The organism is Paenibacillus jilunlii (assembly GCF_900102965.1).
Taxonomy (GTDB): domain Bacteria; phylum Bacillota; class Bacilli; order Paenibacillales; family Paenibacillaceae; genus Paenibacillus_AQ; species Paenibacillus_AQ jilunlii.
The window spans coordinates 283,814-302,971 of sequence record NZ_FNGM01000006.1; the positions used below are offsets into that span (position 1 = coordinate 283,814).

Below are 19,158 nucleotides of genomic sequence, written 5' to 3' on the forward strand. Positions count from 1 at the left end.
AATTCAAAGGTACTTTTACCTCTCATTTCGCCATTTTTCCTGCCTGTGGCTAATTCAAAGGTACTTTTACCTCTCATTTCATCAACATTCACCCCAGCGCGAAAATTTTCAAGTGATTCGCATGTTTTTACAGCTTGAATTACTATATTATTGAAAAAACAAAGCAGCCCCCACAGCTCTATAGCTGAAGGAACTGCTTATTCCGCCTCTTACAAGCGCCTTTCGGTTATGCGCCTGCGAGAGCTGTTACCTGAGTCTGAAGTTCATTCACCTGCTTCCGCATATCCTGGGCTTCCTTCTGCTGCTTCTGCACAACGGTAGTCAGCACAGCGATAATATCCATTAGGACAACGGACTTATGATCCGAGGTCGAGAAGATTTGCGGAACGTCCTCGGCGATGAAGCCGATATTCTGTTTCTTGGCATTTTCCGCTTTGTAGTTGAAGGTAACGGGCTTCAGCCTGTTCAGCAGCTCCAGAGCTTTTTTCACCGGAAGGCTGGCGATGTTCTCCTTGAAGGTTCTGGAAGAGGTCTGGGCGAAATTGGTCGCCCGCAGGTTGCCGTTCACGTCCAGCTTGTAATTGTCGGTTGGGGTTTTGCCGATCCCTACATTGCTGCTGGAGTCCACAGTCACCGCGCCTGCTACCTGAATCAGCTCATCATAGACGTCATCCTTGCAGACTAGAGTCTGCAAATTGTCTTCAATTCCGGCTTGCCATACATTGTTAGATGCATCCCAGGCAATCCGGGCTTTTTTGTCCGTTCCGCGGCTGACTTCAATGCCTTGGCTAACCGCCAGACTGCCGCTGATTACAGCATCCTTCACGGTCAGTTTATTGCTAACCGCAGCGTCTTTCGCTGTCAGCGCGGCGGTAACTGCCGCATTTAGAACCGTCAAAGTTCCACTAAGAGTCGCATCCTTCACGGTCAGAACTCCGGTTAGTGCTGCATCCTTTGCTGTCAATGTGCCGCTTAGTGCCGCATCGGCCACGGTCAGCTTCCCGGACACTGCCGCATTGCCGTTCACGTCGAGCTTGGCAGCCGGTGTACTGGTGCCAATTCCGATATTGCCTGAAGCAATCTTCAGCACTGCAGTCAGGTCTGCAAGCTCCTGGTGCGTATGGCCGCTGTAGGCAAGCTGCTTCAGGCTGCCTGCTATGCCAACCTGCCACTCATCCAAAGCTTCATTCCACAAAATTTGTGCTTTCGGATCTGCCCCTCTGCCCACTTCAATCCCCTGGCTGAGGGTAAGGCTGCCGCTGACGCTTGCGTCTTTGGCGGTTAAAGTTCCGCTGATGGCTGTGTCGACGACGGTCAATTTACCAGAGACTATCGCGTTGCCGTTCACATCCAGCTTAGCGGTTGGTGTTGCCGTGCCAATCCCGAGATTTCCGGAGGCTATCTTCAGCACACCGGTCAGAGCCGTCAGTTCCGGATGGGTGTGGCCGCTGTACGAAAGCTGCTTCATACTTCCGGCTACCCCAACCTGCCAGGTATCCGTAGATTCGTCCCAGAGAATCTGCGCTTTCGGATCTGCTCCCCTTTCGACGGCAATGCCTTGGCCGAGGGTAAGGCTGCCGCTGATAGCTGCATCCTTTGCGGTCAAGGTACCGCTGACTGCTGCATCCTTCGCCGTCAATGCACCGCTGACTGCTGCATCCTTAAATGCTGCCGTACCGTTCACAGCCACATCCTTAGCAGTCAGTGTTCCGGTAACTGCGGCATCCTTGGCCGTTAAGGTTCCGCTGGCAGCGGCGTCGACGGCGGTCAGCTTGCCGGAAACGGCCACATTGCCGTTGACATCCAGCTTGGCGGCAGGCGACGGGGTGCCGATCCCGATATTGCCGGAATCCACGGTAAATGCGCCGGACAATTCGGCGAACTCCGGATGGGTATGGCCTTTGAACTCAATAGCCTTCAGTGCATTCGGGACACCGGCCTGCCATTCATCGGCAGTTTCATCCCAGAGCAGTTGGGCTGGGAGCGCGGTCCCGCCGCGGAATACCTCCAGCCCGGCATTTTTGACAACCGGCGTTGCTTGGGGTGCATACTTGTTGACTCGAATAATGTTGTCTTCGACTTCCAGTGTGGCTGCATTAATCGTCACTGTATCGCCGTTCACAGTCAGATTGCCTGTTACGGTGAGATCCTTGGAGATGACGGCATTAACCGCAGTGAGGGTTCCCGTAACCGCTGTGTCGCCCTGAACATCAAGCTTGGATTTCGGATCATATGTCCCGATACCGACATTCCCTGCTCCGGTTACGCTAAAAGCCGTTAGCCCTCCCTTAATCTTGACATCCATAAGTGCCAGCGGCGTATTGGTTCCGATTCCTACTCTGCCTTCCGAATCCGCGAACAAGGCAATCGTATCACCAAGCGCGTTGTAGAGCTTGTTCTGGCCGCCTTTGCCCGTGCCGAATTCCGAGAGCGTAACTCCGTCGCCATAGAACCAGGCCTTCTGCACATTGTTCCAGAAGATCCGTGCATTCGGCAATTCCTGGCCGCTGCTGTCCAGCCCGCGCGGGGCCTCGAAGCCGCCCGCAACCACATTACCGGCCACGACTGCATTTTTGCTTACCGCAAGGTCTGCCGCATGAATCGCCTTGTTAAACGCAGCATCTTCCTCGAAGGTCGCCTCGCCATGGGCAGTGACCTTGCCCGAAAATGTTGCTGCTCCGGCGATTTCCGCCTCTGTCCGGAAAATAGCCTTGCCGGCCACATCCAGAACTTCAGTGGGATTATCTGTACCTACCCCTACTTTGCCGCTGCGGGTCAGGCTGAGTACAGCCTTACCTGCGGTCCCCAGCTTCCAGCGGTCCTTCGCCCATTTGATCTGTGCGCTCGTCTCCGTTCCCTGGAGGACCTCAAGTCCGTCACCAACGGTCACCGTTCCGGCAATAGCTGCACTGGCAGCGGTCACCGCACCAAGGACACTGGCGTTAGCAGCCTTCAGTCCGCCGGATACATTGACATTACCTGATGTATCAACGACCATTGCGGCAGGTTCTGTAGGCGTTGCAAGCTGCCACTCATCCTTAGTCTCGTCCCAGGAAATCTTGGCAGCAGGCTGGTTCAGTCCCCGGTAGATTTCCAAACCCCCGCCGGAAAGTGAAGAAACCTCATCGCCATCCTTATTGACCGTGACCCATGGACTGCCGATGTCCAGTTCGTCCGTAGTGATGCTGGCAGAAGTCCCCCGGACTTCTAGATTTCCGGCCACAGTAAGATTGCTGCCGACTGACAGATCATGATGGACATCCACATCCCCCTCGGCACTCGCGCTTAGTGCCAGTATATCGGTCTGCGGATTGTAAATCTGGCTGTGGATGTGCAGGGAATCCGCACTCGCCATTTGTGTCAGCTTGTCCCAGGAGCTGCCGCTTGCGATATTTTCCAGAGCGCTGCCTATGCCAACCTTCCATTTGCGTTCATTCTCATTCCAGATAATTCTGGCTGCAGGCTGCGATTCACCCCGGTAGACCTCAATCCCGCTCTCATTCGCAGGTGGAGTCCCGCCTTTGAACTTGTTAATCTCGATTACATTATTGGTAACGACCAGATCTTCACGTTCAACGGTAGTCGTGGTGCCTTTGACAATCAGGTTGCCGTCGACCTTAAGCAGACCTTGCACCGCCAGCCCGCCGCTGATATCCGCGCCATTGTCGACAGTAAGTGTTCCCTGTACCTCTGCGCTGTTCGTAATCTCGATATCGCCTTTGGCGGTTGCCTGGATTACAGTGTTGCCCTTGCTGTCACTTAGAGAGTTATGCCGGTGCAGGCCATCCGCATCCGAGCTAACCCCTCCGGTCAGCGCATCCCAATTGCTGCCGTACGCAATATTGGACAGCTCATCTCCCAGCCCCAGCTTCCATCTGCCGTCCGTCTCGCTCCAGACCAGCCTGGCGCTCGGATTCAGCTTCCCCCGGTAGACGTCAATGCTGCTCTGGTTCAAGGTGGAGCTGTTGCCTTCGAATTTGTTCAGCTCAATCCGGTTGCTGACGACAACCATATCTACTTTGTCCACATAGGTGGTCTTGCCCTTTACCGTCAGGTTGCCCTCGATGGTAGCAGAGCCGCCCACATTCAGATCAGCCTTGAGCTCAGCATTGCCCTTGCCCTTCAGGGTTCCGCCAATCTCAAGGCTCCCGGAGGCAGACACCTTCCCCTGGTCATCGGCGGAGAGGATCGTTCCGCCTGACGGTGTGCTCAGCGCACTGTGCTTGTGGGCCGCATCGGCCAGCGAGCCGTTCGTCAGCGAATCCCATTTGCTTCCATACGGAATGTCGGACATGCTGCCTTCGAGCCCGATTTTCCACTTGCGCTCCGCCTCGTTCCATTCCATGCGGGCATTCGGATTCTGGATGCCCCGGTATACATCCAGGCCCCCTTTGCTGCCAAGTACTGCATCATTTTCTCCCTTGTTCACGGTCAGGAAGCTGTCCGCAACCTCCTGCTCCACTTTCTTGATGACTACCTCTTCTTCCCTGACAATCAGCTTGTTGACCGTAAGCGTCTCACCGACCATCAGCTCATGCGGAATACTCACATTTCCGTCAGCGCCAATCTCCAGAGCCAGCAGGCTTTTATCCTCATTATGGAATTGTCTGTGGGTATGCAGGGCATCCGCGTTGCCAGTTCCGCCGGTCAGCTCTTCCCACTGCTTCCCGTCCGGGATATCCGTCATGTCTCCGTTTGCCGTACCGGTCTGCCAGGACTTCGTCGCCTCGTTCCAGGCAATCTTGGCATTAGGCAGTGTCTCTCCCCGGAAGACTTCCAGCCCGCCCTGCTTGGACACCAGGCTTCCTGACACGGTCAGTGTCTGGTCAATCTGGACATTCCCCTGCTTATCAGTGCGGAGAGCCGGCTTCCCGTCCGCCGAATGCAGCTGACTGTGGGTATGCAGGCTGTCGGCAAGCGAGCCGCCATGCAGCTGCTCCCACTCTGCTCCATAGGCGACATGGAACATGCCGCTAGCCGCGTCCCCCTCTTTCATATCGGTTCCAATCATCCACCCTTTGCTCTTTTCATCCCACAGGAGCTTGGCGCTGGGCTGGTCCTTGCGGATGATTTCAAAACCGCTATTGTTTTCCTTACTGGCATTTTTGTTGAGCGTAACCATATTTCCGCCCACCATGACCTGAGGCACATCCAGTATAGCCATGCCTCCGCTGACATCAATCCCGCTTTTGGCAGAGAAGGGTCCGGCTACGGCTACGGAACCCGACATATCCACGTCCCCGGTATCATTAACTTTGAATACCTGCTCACTGCCGGCAGTGACAGAAAACTCGCCGTTTACATCCATGGCTCCATAGGAGCTGATTGCTCCGGTCCTCAGATTGCCCGTAAATTCAGTCAAGGCAGCGTGAACATTGAGCTTATTTCCCTCTTTCCCATCCTCTTTGACGGAGTTGCTCAAGAATGGCTGGTCCGGATCATCCTTGGATCCGACAATAATTTTATCAGCTTTAAGCGTTTCTCCGCCTATGGCTCTGGTTACTAGTAGCGTTCCGTCCACGTCCGTATCATAAATCTGGTCGATGCTAAGCGCTCCGTCCTGATTATGCTTCAGGGTTACACGGCCTAACAGGATGTCCTTGCGCACATCCTTAGGCTTCTGTGAACTGGCTTTAATCTCCGCTTTTTCCCACACATGAATTTTATTCCCGCCCCCCTTGAGGAGGTCGGCGTCTGCCAGCTCTTCCTTGTAGCTGACTGAAATATAGATCTGATCCGAGGTGCTGTATCCGGACAGATCCAGCACCCTCGCCGGATGGGTGTCGCTGACCAGAATTTCCTGGCTGGTCTCTTCATTGTTGTCCGGGTCCGTGATCCGGTTCAGGGCAAACCCCGGATCAATCTCTACTTTGACCAGCTCCTTTGGATTGACCTTAAGTCCGGTTACAACTCCCCAGTTGTGGAAATAACGGTTATGCAGCCCGCGGGCGCGCTTATGATAATTCTGATCCAGTGTCAAGTCCTCTTCCTTAAGCAGCAGCCCGTTGAAATAATTCATGCGTTTCATATCCTTTGGCACAATCCCACTCCTCCCGGCTTTCATAGTTACAGCTTATTCAGTCTTGAACGGACTCCTCTTCGCCGGCAGACAATTCCTCCAGCACCTGGATGGCCCCGCTGATCCGTGTCATGGCATACCCCAGATTGCTGCGTTTCTCATCCAGCTCCTGCATCATTTGCCGGCCGGATTCGAGTTCTGCCTTCAGTTCCTTCATGCGCGCTTCCAATTGTTCTTTCATCATTTCATCCTCCAATTTTTAGGCACCCTGCAGGGTTGCGATTTGTTTTTGCATTCTGGCTATAGCCTTCTGCTGGTCTTTCATTACACTGGTCAGAACGGCGATGATATCCATCCCGCTGATGGCCCGCTGGTCGGGGTCGGCCAGAACGGCCGGCACCTCTTCAGCGATAAAACCAAGCGTTCTTTCCTTGGTGCTTCCTTTGTATTTAAAAGAAACCGGGTTCAGCCCGTCGAGCAGCTGCTTCGCTTCTTTGACAGGAATATCGGCGATGTTGTCCTTCAGCTCGCGTGAGGACCACCAATACATGCTGCCGTTGGCATAGACCCCGCCGCTGGCATGAAGATAAATGCGGTCCCCGGCGTCATTGGATACACCGATATCCAGCACGCAGTTTTCCCCGCTGGTCGGGTAGAACTTGATCCAAGCTGAGTCGCCGCTGCCGCCGCCGGGATCGGAAGGGAAGATAATCCCGTTATTGCCGCTGCCCGCACTGGGTAATAGGGCATTTTTCACTTCAAGGCTGCTGTGAACCGAAGCGTATGACCAGTCATTGCCGTAATTGAGCACCAGATGGCTTCCATTATCCACCAGGGCTCTGCCGGGAGCTCCGCGGCGTCCGGAATAACCGATGTAGAAGTCGGCACAGCGTACATACGCGGCAAAATTATCTGCTACATCCAGCTTTTTGAACCGCCCGTCAAAGTTGAACACATCGGTCTTGATGCTTCCTGTGATCTGCAGATCCCCTGTAATGCGGGCGCTGCCGTTCACCTGCAGGAATCCGTTCACATCCAGCTGATCCCAGACCGCAACCTTCCGTTTGCCGTCCGGGGAGGACGAGTTGCCGATCAGCATCAAGGATTTGTAGGTGGTGGTATCATTGCTGATCTCCGCCTGATTATGGGCCTGATCCGGGAATCCCGACCAGGCCGAGGTGAACCGGATCGGATTCTTGCCGCTCAGGACACGCAGCTCCCCGGCCACATCCAGCTTATCTGCCGGAGTCAGCGTTCCAATGCCTACATTGCCGGAAGCATTCAGCGAGATGTGGTCATTGGCATCATTGGAGGTGCCAATCTCCAGTGTGCAATCCTCGCCGATTCGGGGATAATATTTGATCCACGCCAGGTCTGCACCGCCGCCGCCCGGATTCGCCGGGAAGATGATGCCGTTGTGCTCGCCTTTGCCTGCACTTGGAATGATTTCCTGGGCCGCCTGCATTTTACCGTTCACGTACAGAAATCCGTTCACATCGAGGCGGTCCCAGATCGCAACCTTTCTTCCTTGTCCGGCTGACTGGTTGCCCACAATCATCAGTGCTTTATGATCGGTGATATCATTGCTGATCTCTGCACCGTTAATCTGATTGTCGGGAAATCCCGACCACGCAGAGGTGAAGCGGACAGGGTTCCTGCCGCTGAGGATACGCAGGCTGCCATCGACATCCAGGGAATCCTCCAGCGCCTTCCGGGGGCCGATTCCGACATATCCGGCCTTATTCCAGGAGAGAACCGGCCGGTCGGTCCGTGAACCGTCGCCGTTGGCCGTTCTGGTGCCCAGAACACCGCCGCTGTTCCCGAATAATACAGGCCCGTCCACCTCAGATGCGGCAAAAGGCTTCCCTGCGCCGAACCAGCCAAGACCATGCGAGCTGTCAATCGTGTCCGGGTTCGTCCCCTTAAGCCATAAGGTTGTCCCGTCCCTCAGCGCCAGATCCGCATCGCTGAACAGCTTGCCCGAACTGTTAAAGCTAACCGACGCTCCGCCCGGTGACGACAGCCTGCTGTGCCTGTGCAGCAGGTCGGCGAACTCATTCTTGATCAGGCTGTCCCACTCGTTGCCATAGGCAATTTTTTTGAGATCGGTGCCAAGACCGGCCTTGAAGCATTGATCCGCCTCCACCCACACGATCCGTGCATCATGAATGCCGCCGTCCCCCCGGTAGACCTCAAGCCCGCCATCCCGCGGTCCCGGAAACTCATAATCCGGATCATCCGTGTTGGGACTGTTGACCTCCACGAAGCTGTTCATGATCCGCATTTCACTCTGCGATTTATCCTTGCTCTGCAGAATAAGCTCACCCTGAAGCGTTAAATCTCCGGCGATGTTGAGCGCCCCGGTAAAACGGGTCTCAGGTGCCCTGACCTCCAGCACCTTGCCTTCCTGGAGCGTGTATACCGAAGGCATAGCAGCCAGCGTTTCTTCATTCAGCTCCATGTTGTCGATGCTGTCATCACTTTTTGCTTTGATAATCAGCTTCTCTGTAACCATCTTTTTGCCTGCTGCACCAGCGTAGGTCCGGAGCGGCGTGCGGGCCGCGTCACTGTCATAGTCGAAGATACATGCGCTGTCGATTACGATTCCATTGCTGTCCTTGCGCGGGACAATCCGGGCCAGAACAATATGTTCTGAGCTGTCAGGCTTCTTGGTACCGTGGCTGATCCGCCCCCGCTCCCAGATGTGAATCTTCTCGCCCTGGCCCCGTTCAATATTGCGGTCAGTGTCCATCTCTTCATAGCTGACCCAAATATAGATGGTTTCGTTGGCGTTATACTCGGACAGGTCCACCGGATTGTCGGGATGTCCCTCGTAGATGAGGATTTCCTGGCTGATGCTCTCTTTCTTCTTAGCGGCTGCATCTTCAATCACTACCTGATTCAAAGCCAGGCCATCGGCTATCTTAACCTTCATGTATTCTCCCGGATCCAGCACAGGGAGCACCTTCAGCCCGCAGACAATGCCCCAGGTATGCAGATAGCGGTTATGCAGCCGCTGCAGGCGCAAGTAAAAGTCCTGGTCCAGCTTATAATCCTCCGCATTCAGGAAGAGCCCGTCAAAGTAACGCATTCTTTCAAATTTTTTCCCCATGATTCACTTGCCTCCGTTCTCTATTCTCTAATCCTCTGTCATACCCCCGAGCAAGGTCTCCATTCCAACACGTCCGTACACTCCCAGGCACATTTTCGGAACTTCAATATTCAAGCTGGAATTGGTGTAAAAAGGTTTTTCCTTCCGGATCACCTCTTGCAGGATTTGCACTTTGTTCTGCAGGATGCTCCGGCTGTATGCGGGAAGGATGACATGAACGGAGAAATAGCTCGGCTCTGCCGCCCCCACCATTGTATTAATTCCCACACGCTGCCCAATACCGCAGCGGACAGGCTCTTCGTAATCATGGATCTGAATGGCGGCCTCTTCACCCGCATAGACCTGCAAATATTCCGCGAGCCCATCCAGCGTTCCGCGTTTTTTGTAGAGCTGGACAATGCTGCTGATCAGATTGCGGTTGACGGTGCTGCGGGCCGCAGGAAGCGGGAGAATCTGCATAGGGGCAAGCGCACAGTCCCGGTTGTCCTGTTCCCCGTCATATTCCACACCTTCCGCAAGCTCCAGTCCTACCCAGCCTGCGAGCCAGGGCAGAAACTGGGCAGGGGCCGTGCCGGGATCAAAATACTGATGCATTCCATCCAGCAGTGCTTCAATCCCTACCGACTCTTTCCCGGCCGCTCCTGTTTTACCGGAGAGCATGGCTTCAAAGGCCTTCAGGAACCGGCCCAGAAAAAATTGTTCGTCCGATTCCCCTGCTTTCTGCTGAAACACTCTTGGAAGGTACTGCACATAGCTATAATCGTTCTGGCTGCTCACGATTCCACCTCAACTTTCAGGTCTTTCAGCTTAAATAACTGGAACGGCAGCAGATCGGGAGAGTCCAGCGCCACACTCGTTACATGGTCGATTCCAGATATGCCTTCTACGAGATGATAGAGATCAGAGGCGTACAGCTTTCGGCCCGGAAGCCAGCCCCGGCCTTGCTCTCCTCCGCTGACCGGGTCCAGAAAACGCGTAATGCTGCCGGTAACTGTGCTGCCGATACTTTTGTCCTTGGCGGAAACGACCATCTCGATCACGATATCCCGGTAATCGGGCTCGACCACATGGACACGCGTGGTCAGCAGCTTGCGGGCGTCCAGATAAGCTTTGACGCTCTGCTTGATCTGCGTCATTTCTCTCAGCAGGTCCTTCTGGTTATCCGTCTGCAGAATCAATACCACAGAGACATGGCCGAATGCCTCTTTGTTCACTCCGGTGCCGTTCTCCATATCTGTGTTAATGAGACAGAGGGTGCGCACCGCAAGGTCGGGATACGTGTCCAGAATGCCCGGGATATCCAGCAGGCTCTGCTTGGCCAACAGCTGGAAATCTGCCGCCGTCACGGCTCTGTAGCACTCCGAGAACTGCTTCACCCCGCGCCGTATCCCGCTGGTCAGCTCCTCCTCTTCTGCCAGAGTAACGCCCAGCAGCTTGAGAAACTGCAGCTGGCTCTCTTCCGTCACCTGGTCAATCCGGTAGAGAACCATTTCGCTGAACCATGCAAACAGCTCTATCAGTGTGATGCCGGGGTCGGAGGGATTATAATTCGTCCAATCCGGATCGTAGAGCGGGATCAGCGTTTTGGCATCCGCCACTAGCTCATCAAAGCCAAGATCATCCAGGTTGGGTACTGGAAGCGGCATGGGTTCTTCCTCCTTTGTTGTATAAGCTTTAAGCTCAACTTATACAGGTTATTTTCTTATGGCTGCTCCTCCGGAAAACAATAAGGGCACCGTGCCGCCGTCCCGGGTGCAGCCCCAAGGCCGGTCAGAAACTTCCGGTTCTCCTTGAGGATGGCTGCAAGCCGGCAGTCTTCCGTGGTTCCGGTCAAATCATGAAGCAGGCCTGTGTTCTTATCCAGAAGATATGGGAAGATGTGCTCTTCCGGCTTATTAATCAGATGCGTCCCGCCATAGATCAGTTCGTCCTCCTCAAGGAAGATATTGTCCGAGTGGATGCTATGGATCTTGAGCGGGGTGGTGTTGACATACTCATCGGTCTTGCTTAAGAAGACAATATCCTTCGGCTCAAACACGGCGATTTTCACAAAAAACGAAACAGCACCTGAAGCCAGCCCGTTAAGAATATAGGTGCGGACTGTTAAATCATCGGTGATGTCATATTCAAGGTCGCTGCCTTCAGGATAGCTCCGCTCCAGCGGTTGCCCGTCCAGCGTCTGACATTCCAGGATGTCCCCGTCGATGGATGCGACGATCAGCCCGACCGGCTCATAGGTTCTGTAGCGGAGCCTGATCACTCCATTCTCCTTGAACCCCTTAAGCACCAGCGATTTCACTTCGCTCCCGGGCTCAACCCGCTCGGCAAGCGCAAATTGAATGGAATTGTCGTCAGAACGGACCGCACTGTATTTCGGGTAAGCTGCCAAAGGTTTATAAGGCCCGCTCTCCAAAGGTTCAAGACTTACCGTAAAGCACTGCACCGAAGCCTTGATGGCAATGCTGGATACATAATCGACACCCGGTGTATTCTTGATCACAGCATATACCTCGGATATATACAGGTTCTGTCCCAGCTCCCAGCCCGCAGCCCCGTCTCCGCCATTGAGGGGATGAAAAAACTGCTTCAGGTTGTCGATGATCCGTCCCTCCGCCACCTTCCGCTGTTCTGCCGAGGTGAACGCTACAGCGGCTTCCACTCCGATCCGCACATAATCCGGGCCGATTACTTCAATTCCCGGGTCGCTCGTGTCCAGTGCCGCCGAGATGCGTTCGCACAGATAGGCTTCAATTTCACTGAGCAGTTCCTGACTGGGGACCGGCTTTGGCTCGTCCGTTTCCGGCACCACAATGATTGTGGCTGTGCCCGGGACGAATTCCAGATCACGGTTCATGGCGCTCAGGCATTTCACCTTGGCAATCTGGGGCATCGCCTCACGCACCAGCCACTCTATGTCCCCGGCGGTAACGCCTCTGTCCCAGCTTTTCAGCGTATGCGGCCCGCGGATTTGAGCCTGCTCCGCCGCCTCCTGGTCAAAGCCGCCGTCCGCCGCCACCGGATTCGTCACCGAATCCAGCCAGCTGAAGCTGTCCCATATCTTGGTTACCGCTCCTGCAGCAACATTGCCGGCTGCTCCGCCGCCATACTTATAATCGCACTCGATGTTGTCGGTCCCGGTCGGCGGGATCATCCCGTTCCTTCCGTCCCCGAAGATGATCGTCCCGCTGCTTCGGTCCAGCATATAGTGCCTTCCGTCCGAGGCGGACAAGGCAAAAGTGTCGACTTCCTCCCACAGCACCCACTCGCCTTGCCCCGGTGCCTCCCGGACCCGAAGGCTCTGTCCAGGCAGCACAGGCGTCTTGGATAATTGGAAGCTCTGGTTCTCTTCGCCGTTGCTGGAGCCCGGAATCTCACCGGCAACCGAATTGGAATTGCGGGCCCATACCGCATTAGCAAAGATGGCATCTACCTGGGGAAAGATCTCAAAACGTCCCTCATCCAGCCGGGCACGGATCCAATATTGCTCTGTTCCGAACAGCGGGCGTTTAGCGATATCCGCTGGAACGGCAAACTGCAGAATCTCCCTGCGGGTGAAGCCCCTGATCTCGTCATTTACACTTAACGTCAGCCATCTTCTGCCGTCCCAGTACTCCCAGGCCACAACCGGACGCCTCAGCTGTTCCCCGGTTAACGGAAAAAAGAGCGATACCGGCAGATCGCTGATGTCACGGTCAAAGCCCAGATAGAACGTAGGCTCAAGCTCTGCACAAGGGTAAAAGGGTTTGAAATATTCCCCTTCCGCCAGACAGGCAGCCGTTTTGTCCGCAAAGCTGAAATTATTCTCCGTAAGCACCGTTTGCGGGTGCCCCTCCAGCGTATGGCTGTAAGCAATGCTGAGCCTGCGGATGGAAGGCGGAGCATAGGTTGCTTGTGTAACCTTCAGCTGGGCTACCTTGATGGTTCCCTCCCCGAGCTTGACCTCTTCATCCTGGTATTCATATTTCGCTTCCTCGCCATAATTCCCGCCGGTGATGCGGGCACGGATCCAGTAGCGCTCTTCCCCGTTCAGCGTCAGCGGCTTGATCCCCGGACACTGGAAGCTGAGCATTCCACTGGCGGTAAGGCAGGCGCTGCTGCGCGTACTGCCGGCTGCAGCCGCAGCTTCTCCGTCCAGCGTCTCTTCCAGGCTGCCGATACCGAGCCATTCCTTGCCGTTCCAGTACTCCCAGCCGAGTCTCACATAAGGGGTATCCGGCAGCTTGCTGATTTCCGGATCAGACAGCTCAATCTTCAGCGTAATCCGGGAACCCGGTTTGGAGAAGGCTTCACTGCAGGCGATATAGAAGGTGTCGTTCACCTTGGGCTTGTCCCCAAAAGGATAATAATCCTTGCTCATATCCAGCGGAGTGCCGTTGTTGACCGCCATATCCGGCGTCAGCGGCACCGGGCTCACCAGCTTAAGCTCCAAGCGGATATCTTCGATATCCGGCATCAGCGCGGCGGCGGTAATGGGTGTCTTCAGCTCGGCAAATATCCACTTATTGGACCATTCCCGCATATGCTCCGCCTGCTCATAACCGGCAATCGTCTTCGCATGAACTCCGGACAGGTGATCGAACTGAACCACCGCCCTCCAGGCAGAATCCTCCTTAATCCCGGCCATTGACGGCGAGAGCTGTACGGTATTCCCCTCCTCATCGAAGCAGAACCAGTCCATATCGGGCAGACCCCCGGTCCCTCCTGGCGTATCCGCAGCCACAGCCAAAGCTGCTTCCGGCTTGTTGAAATAAACCGACAAGCGGCTGCCCGCTTCTTCGAACCCGAGCAGCTCCGAATGTCCCAGGTACAGCCTGTGAACCACCGTCGAGTCGCCTCTGAACAATTTGGCCTTTTGGCCGGAGGGCTCCTCAGCAAAGAGATAATCCTGATTGCTCCACTGGTCTTCCTGGGGATCCAGGCTTACGGCCCTGACCAGCCGGGGCTGGATGACCGTCAAATCCTTTTCGGTTTCAAAAACCACCTCTGCCTGATTCTCGGGCTGGGCGGATACCCGGGTCCCAGCCGGAATCGTGCTGACGGTATCCGCATCAGGCTTCTGCTTAAAGAGCAGCGGGACTTTGGCTGATCTGGGCGGTGTCGGATGAATGCCGATCAGATTCAGAAAGGATATGAAATTTTTCTCGGGCGCCTTGTTCAGCCGGCCGATGACTTTGCCCATCATTTGGGTGAAAATATGGACCAGAGCATCCGCCTTCTTGTCTGCTTCCAGCTCCGTCAGATCCGTCCATTCCCTGCTGCAGTATTGGTAGATTAAGCGTCTTAGCTCCGGAACCAGCTGTTCCTGATTCCGCTTGTCAATGGTAGGCACTTTGTTTGGCATTATTTCCCCACGCTTTCAAGGAAGAATGGATAGACCAGATTATATTTGCTGTTGCTGGCCCTGATCGAATAGTCAATGGACACCTCCAGTTGAGACTGGTCGGAGCGCGGTGTGACGGTAATATCGTCCACTTCGATCCGCGGCTCCCAGTTCTGCAGCGCTTCTTCAATAAAGCTTCGCAGCAGCGTAGCGGTGCTCATGGTATTAGGCGAGAACACCAGCTCGTTCAGCCTGCAGCCGAAATCCGGCCGCATGACCCGTTCGCCGCGGGCGGTTGAAAGGATCAGGAGGATCGATTCCCGGATGGAATCTTCTCCATCTGAAGAATTGATGTTCCCTCTCTGGACGGCGAAGGGATATTTCCAGCCCCGTCCCAAAAAATCTACGACTTCCATAATTCAGCCTCCTATTAAGACCGTTCCTGCCGCAACCACCTTGCCTACCGGCAGGTCGGCCGAATCATTGCATGTCAGCGCCGGATCGCTGTGTCTGGCGGCCATTTTTCCGTTGATTTTTACGCTAGCGCTTCCGGCGATGATTTTCCCCTGATTGGTCGGAGGCTTTTGAAAAGGGCCTCCCTGCGGAACATGTGCCGGTGTATTCGTGGCTGTGGAATCCACTGTAGCTGCCGGCTGCCCCATTATTTTGACATTGGCGCTAAGCGCGCCGTCCAGAATGCCCGTAAAAGGATGGGGCAATGGCGTCGGAACGGGCGCAGGACCGGCAGGAAGCATCACGATATGCGTATCGGTGGCCAGAATGCGGTCTCCTTTTTTCGCAGCAGGCTGTCCCATAATGAAGCTCCTCTCTAATTGATATTGACCGTAGCCCCTTTGATCGTCATGCTGGCTGCTGCTTTGACATCCATCCCCGCCGAAGCTTCAATCCTGGTGTCCGCCGATGATTTCATTTCAATCGTTTTCGCGGAGAGGGACAGCTTCCCGCCGGGGGCGGATATTTCGATATCCTGTCCAGACAGAACCGACAGCTTATTCCCTTTGGAATCTATGACGATTTTGTTCTTCCCCGATTGATCCATGATCTGGATCTGCTCGGCGCCGCTTTTGTCATCCAGCTTGATGACATGACCTTTGGCGGAAGTAAGCGTGATGTTCTCTTTCCCCTCGGTATCGGCAAACTGCAGAATATGCCCGCTGCGGGATTTGAACATCCGGATATTATTTTTGCCGTCCTTGTTAGTCTCCGGCGGTGTATCCTTTCCGTTCCACAAGGACCCGATCACATAGGGGCGGTTGACATCTCCATTCTCAAAAACCACCAGCACCTCATCATCCACTTCAGGCAGACAAAAAGCCCCCCGCTCCTTTCCGGCCATCCATGAAGCCATCCGGGCCCAGTTGGATTCCGCCATGCCCATCAGCGGGATCTTTACCTTGACCCGGCCGGGACCGGGTTTATCCGCATGGTTCGCGGAGTTATTGTTAATGACAATCCCCACCATCACTCCGAAGATCCGTCCCTCGTTAACCATGCTGTCGGCAAAATTAGTAATTCCAGGTCCCTCATTCATAGGCCAGTCCTCTTTACCTTAAAAGTCGTTGTATAGCCCTTGCTGTCTATCTTGTGAACCGTGGATACAATATAGTAAATACCGCTGAAGCGGTCGCCCAGGCCGAGCAGCTTCACCGTCTGGCCTGCCCGGAGCAGCGGATTCCCCCAGCACATGCCCTCCCCGGCGATGAAGTCGCGCAGGCGGCTGTTGTAGGCGGCGGAAGCCAATGTTTTGGCCTCGCTCATATCGAGCAGATGCTCCGCCATGATGGCGATCGGCGATTCCTCAATGGCTTTGGCGCTTAAGGAGAAGCCGGATTCTGTGCCGCCCATCTTGGTCGTCTCGTCTCCAGTCTTCGCTTCAGCTTCCAGCGCCTTCTTCTCCTTCACGTCCCAGCCCTTTACCTTCACCTTGCTCCCCCGGGTAAGGGCCCTCAGCTCCAGATTCAGCCGTTCAAAATCCTTCTTGAAACTCATCTCCGGCAGACCGGGCGCTTTCACCGACCTTGACTTGACGAAATACAGCTTCTTGTCGTCCACATAAAGCTCATAATCGAGCATAGCCGCCCGTTCCAGCAGAAACTCATAATTGCTCTGATTATTCTGGAATATGTAGGGATACACGGTTCCGGTATCGTCTACCACAGGGGTCAGTCCATGCTCTTTGGCGATTTCCGAAGCGATGTCGCTGTCCTTTTTCTTCAGAAAAGCTTTGCTTCTCGTCCCCATACGAAGCCTGTGCAGCAGGTCGTACCCGCGAATGTCCAGCACGGAATGCTCCGCAAAATTCAGATCCAGCGCGGTAATCTCCCCGCTGATCATCGGCTGGAGCTTGTCGAGTCCAAGTGAAAGCTTCACCTTGTCCCCCGGCTTGATACTCTTGAGATCGGTGCCCCGCCACATGCCGCTCCCGGAATTGACCATATTCATCTGAATGGAAAATATTGCCGGAAGGTTAATCTCATCTTCCAGCGTGACTCCCTCCACCGCCGCGGCCAGCTCTGCGGACAGCTTGCTTCCATTCAGCTCAACCTTATAATTCGCTACACTGGTGCCCATGCAATCCCCGCCTTAATCCGGGATGACCAAGGTTCTCCCGATATCGTTTTTTCCAGGAAAGCCGATTGGATTGACAATCTTGTTCAGCTCGGCAATCCTGCGCCACGCCAGCGGCTCCTTCAGCGCTTCATTTGCGATCAGATCCAGCCGGTCCCCGCTTTTGACTACCCACAGCTTCCGGCAGGCATTCAGACCCCGGTTGTCTTCGACGGTTTTGTCCGACTCTTCCGTGATGAAGGTAACATCGAGCAGAGAGCGGACCGGCGTGCCGTTCTCCATAAACATCGTGAACTTCTGCTCGATCTTGCTGAGAAGGCCGCGGTAGGTAAATCCTCCCCAGACAAACAGGCACACCGGCGGTTTTTTCGTGTTTTTCCCGCTTACTTTGGGGTCAAGCAGCGAGGTTAGCAGCTTGGTCTTCTTGCGCACATCCGTGCGCTTCTCATAAGTGTCATAGAATAAAGAAACCTTGAGTTCAGGGGTTTCCGTGATTTGAAATTGCTTGTTGTTCTTCTCCCCGGTATATTTCCCTTCGAAGGAAACGGTGTACTCATTGGGGTTGAACATCACCTCAATGGCGCCAACGGGCATATCCAGAGGAATAATCTTTGCTTTTTCCGCCATTATCTAAGCCCCCTCCGATCCTTGCGGATCGCCATTTTCTTTTCGAGCACCTGATAGACCCGTTCAGCCAGCTGATTCAGCTCCGCAGTATCCATTTTTGCAGCAGGGGCCGCTGCCTTGGGGAAAGACTGGGATGGAGGCGGTGCAGACCGTTCCTGAAAAATCGGCTCCGGCCACTGCTGAACCGGCTCCGGCCGTGCAGCCTTGGGTGCTGCAGGTTTCCGCAGAATAAGGCTGCTGTATCTGCCTGCGGGCTGAAGGAATTCTTCCTGCTCAGGCCCGGCTGTGATAAGCCTGCCTCCGGGACCTCTTCCCAGCGGAGCCGAAGGCACCGCTTGCCCCTTGGCTGTGTGGATCAAGCCATTCTGTGGTGCAACTGAAAGTAAGCTCCCTGTATGTGCTGGCCGCGAAGCGCTGCTTAACCGCGCGGAAGAATACCGCTGAACCATCGGCTGGAGTTCTGTCGGAACCGCAAGAAGCTGAAGGGGCATGACATCAGGCTGCTGCAGCCTATTATCCACTGCAGCAGGCTCAGCAAGCAGCGGGTTCAGATGTTCAGATCGGCTCTTAAGCTCATCCAGCGCAGCCGCCAGTCGCTGACCTAAGCCCAGGTGAAGATTGGGGCTTATTAAAGGCCGGGAGCCTTGACTTGGCCTGAAGGATGGATCGTTAAGCTGTGCTTCCGCAGCTGTCCCGGCTGAGCCTGAGACGGCCCCGCGATGGCTCAACAGCGCCATTGTTGGCGGCCCGGCCTGCTCATACCGGTTCGCCGCCGGTTCAAGCTTTTGCCTCAAAGGCTGCTCAATGCTTACTGTGTCAGCGCTTTGATGCAGGATGTAGGTCCGCAGCGTCTGCAGCTGGCCATGGGCTGCGGGCAAATGCTGAGGTGCCCTGCCAGTAAGGGATTCCCCCTGCCGGGAGTCTCCGGAATACGGCACAAGCGGGCTTCCAATGCGCAGCCCTGTCAGATCCGTTCCATCCGGTGCCGCTGCCGGCATTGGCGGAAGGTACGTCAACGGCGTATCACCAGTCCGTTCCTGATTACTCACAGCTACCTGAATGGTTACGGGCTCTACTGCACTTTCAGCTGGATCAAGTGTGCGATATCCCCTTGTTACAAGACGTCCGGTGTTTTTCTGCTTCCACACTCTCTCCTGTAAGCCATGGATGAGGTTCTGGCTCCCGGCTGTTCTCAGATAGGAGGCAGGACTGCCGGTTCCATCTCTACCGCTGCCCTGAATGGTGTGCTGCCTACGGTTTACTGTCCCCGGACCCGTCATAACCTGCGTTTTGGGAGGATCAATGTAATGATGAATATGCATTTCCTTAACAGGATGTATGTTATGAATAACCGTATCAGCAGGCTTGACTGCTTCCGGCTCCGCGGACAGCAAATGAGATTGCCGCAGGATCAAGCTCTGAAACCGGCTCCGCCATCGGGTCATGCCGTACTTCCCCAGAATGGCCTGGACGAAATCCATTTGCTTGCTC

12 protein-coding genes are annotated in these 19,158 nt (G+C 55.0%); all 12 read right to left on the minus strand.

The annotated features are described in order from the left end of the window. Positions 1 to 226: 226 nt before the first annotated feature. From BLQ82_RS13435 to BLQ82_RS13490, 12 genes are read right to left on the minus strand one after another with little or no spacing between them, the layout of a single operon-like run. Positions 227 to 6,040 carry a tail fiber domain-containing protein gene (locus tag BLQ82_RS13435; RefSeq protein ID WP_074648214.1) on the minus strand — a complete coding sequence of 1,938 codons (5,814 nt, stop codon included), beginning with the start codon at positions 6,038 to 6,040 and terminating at the stop codon, positions 227 to 229. Positions 6,041 to 6,077: 37 nt separating this feature from the next. After that, positions 6,078 to 6,263: a hypothetical protein gene (locus tag BLQ82_RS13440; RefSeq protein WP_244280776.1), complete on the minus strand. Its 186-nt coding sequence runs from the start codon at positions 6,261 to 6,263 to the stop codon at positions 6,078 to 6,080. A gap of 15 nt (positions 6,264 to 6,278) precedes the next feature. Further along, on the minus strand, positions 6,279 to 9,131 hold the full coding sequence (locus tag BLQ82_RS13445) for a tail fiber domain-containing protein (RefSeq protein WP_074648216.1): 2,853 nt from the start codon (positions 9,129 to 9,131) through the stop codon (positions 6,279 to 6,281). Positions 9,132 to 9,158: 27 nt separating this feature from the next. Then, positions 9,159 to 9,908 carry a phage tail protein gene (locus BLQ82_RS13450; protein WP_062521876.1) on the minus strand — a complete coding sequence of 250 codons (750 nt, stop codon included), beginning with the start codon at positions 9,906 to 9,908 and terminating at the stop codon, positions 9,159 to 9,161. After that, a complete protein-coding gene (locus tag BLQ82_RS13455) occupies positions 9,905 to 10,777 on the minus strand; it encodes a baseplate J/gp47 family protein (protein ID WP_062521874.1) in 873 nt (290 codons plus the stop codon). The genes BLQ82_RS13450 and BLQ82_RS13455 overlap by 4 nt, the downstream gene beginning before the upstream one ends. A 56-nt stretch (positions 10,778 to 10,833) precedes the next feature. Beyond that, on the minus strand, positions 10,834 to 14,472 hold the full coding sequence (locus BLQ82_RS13460; RefSeq protein ID WP_062521872.1) for a putative baseplate assembly protein: 3,639 nt from the start codon (positions 14,470 to 14,472) through the stop codon (positions 10,834 to 10,836). Continuing rightward, positions 14,472 to 14,867: a GPW/gp25 family protein gene (locus BLQ82_RS13465; protein WP_062521870.1), complete on the minus strand. Its 396-nt coding sequence runs from the start codon at positions 14,865 to 14,867 to the stop codon at positions 14,472 to 14,474. The genes BLQ82_RS13460 and BLQ82_RS13465 overlap by 1 nt, the downstream gene beginning before the upstream one ends. Positions 14,868 to 14,870: 3 nt before the next feature. After that, on the minus strand, positions 14,871 to 15,266 hold the full coding sequence (locus BLQ82_RS13470; protein ID WP_062521868.1) for a PAAR domain-containing protein: 396 nt from the start codon (positions 15,264 to 15,266) through the stop codon (positions 14,871 to 14,873). Positions 15,267 to 15,280: 14 nt separating this feature from the next. Further along, positions 15,281 to 16,003, minus strand: coding sequence for a phage baseplate assembly protein V (locus tag BLQ82_RS13475; RefSeq protein WP_062521866.1), 723 nt, complete (start codon positions 16,001 to 16,003; stop codon positions 15,281 to 15,283). After that, a complete protein-coding gene (locus BLQ82_RS13480) occupies positions 16,000 to 17,043 on the minus strand; it encodes a phage late control D family protein (protein WP_074648218.1) in 1,044 nt (347 codons plus the stop codon). The genes BLQ82_RS13475 and BLQ82_RS13480 overlap by 4 nt, the downstream gene beginning before the upstream one ends. Positions 17,044 to 17,055: 12 nt before the next feature. Beyond that, positions 17,056 to 17,667, minus strand: a complete 612-nt coding sequence (locus BLQ82_RS13485; RefSeq protein WP_020433760.1) for a CIS tube protein — start codon at positions 17,665 to 17,667, stop codon at positions 17,056 to 17,058. Next, on the minus strand, positions 17,667 to 19,148 hold the full coding sequence (locus tag BLQ82_RS13490) for a hypothetical protein (RefSeq protein ID WP_143013427.1): 1,482 nt from the start codon (positions 19,146 to 19,148) through the stop codon (positions 17,667 to 17,669). Before BLQ82_RS13490 ends, BLQ82_RS13485 begins: the two co-directional genes overlap by 1 nt. Positions 19,149 to 19,158: the final 10 nt, after the last annotated feature.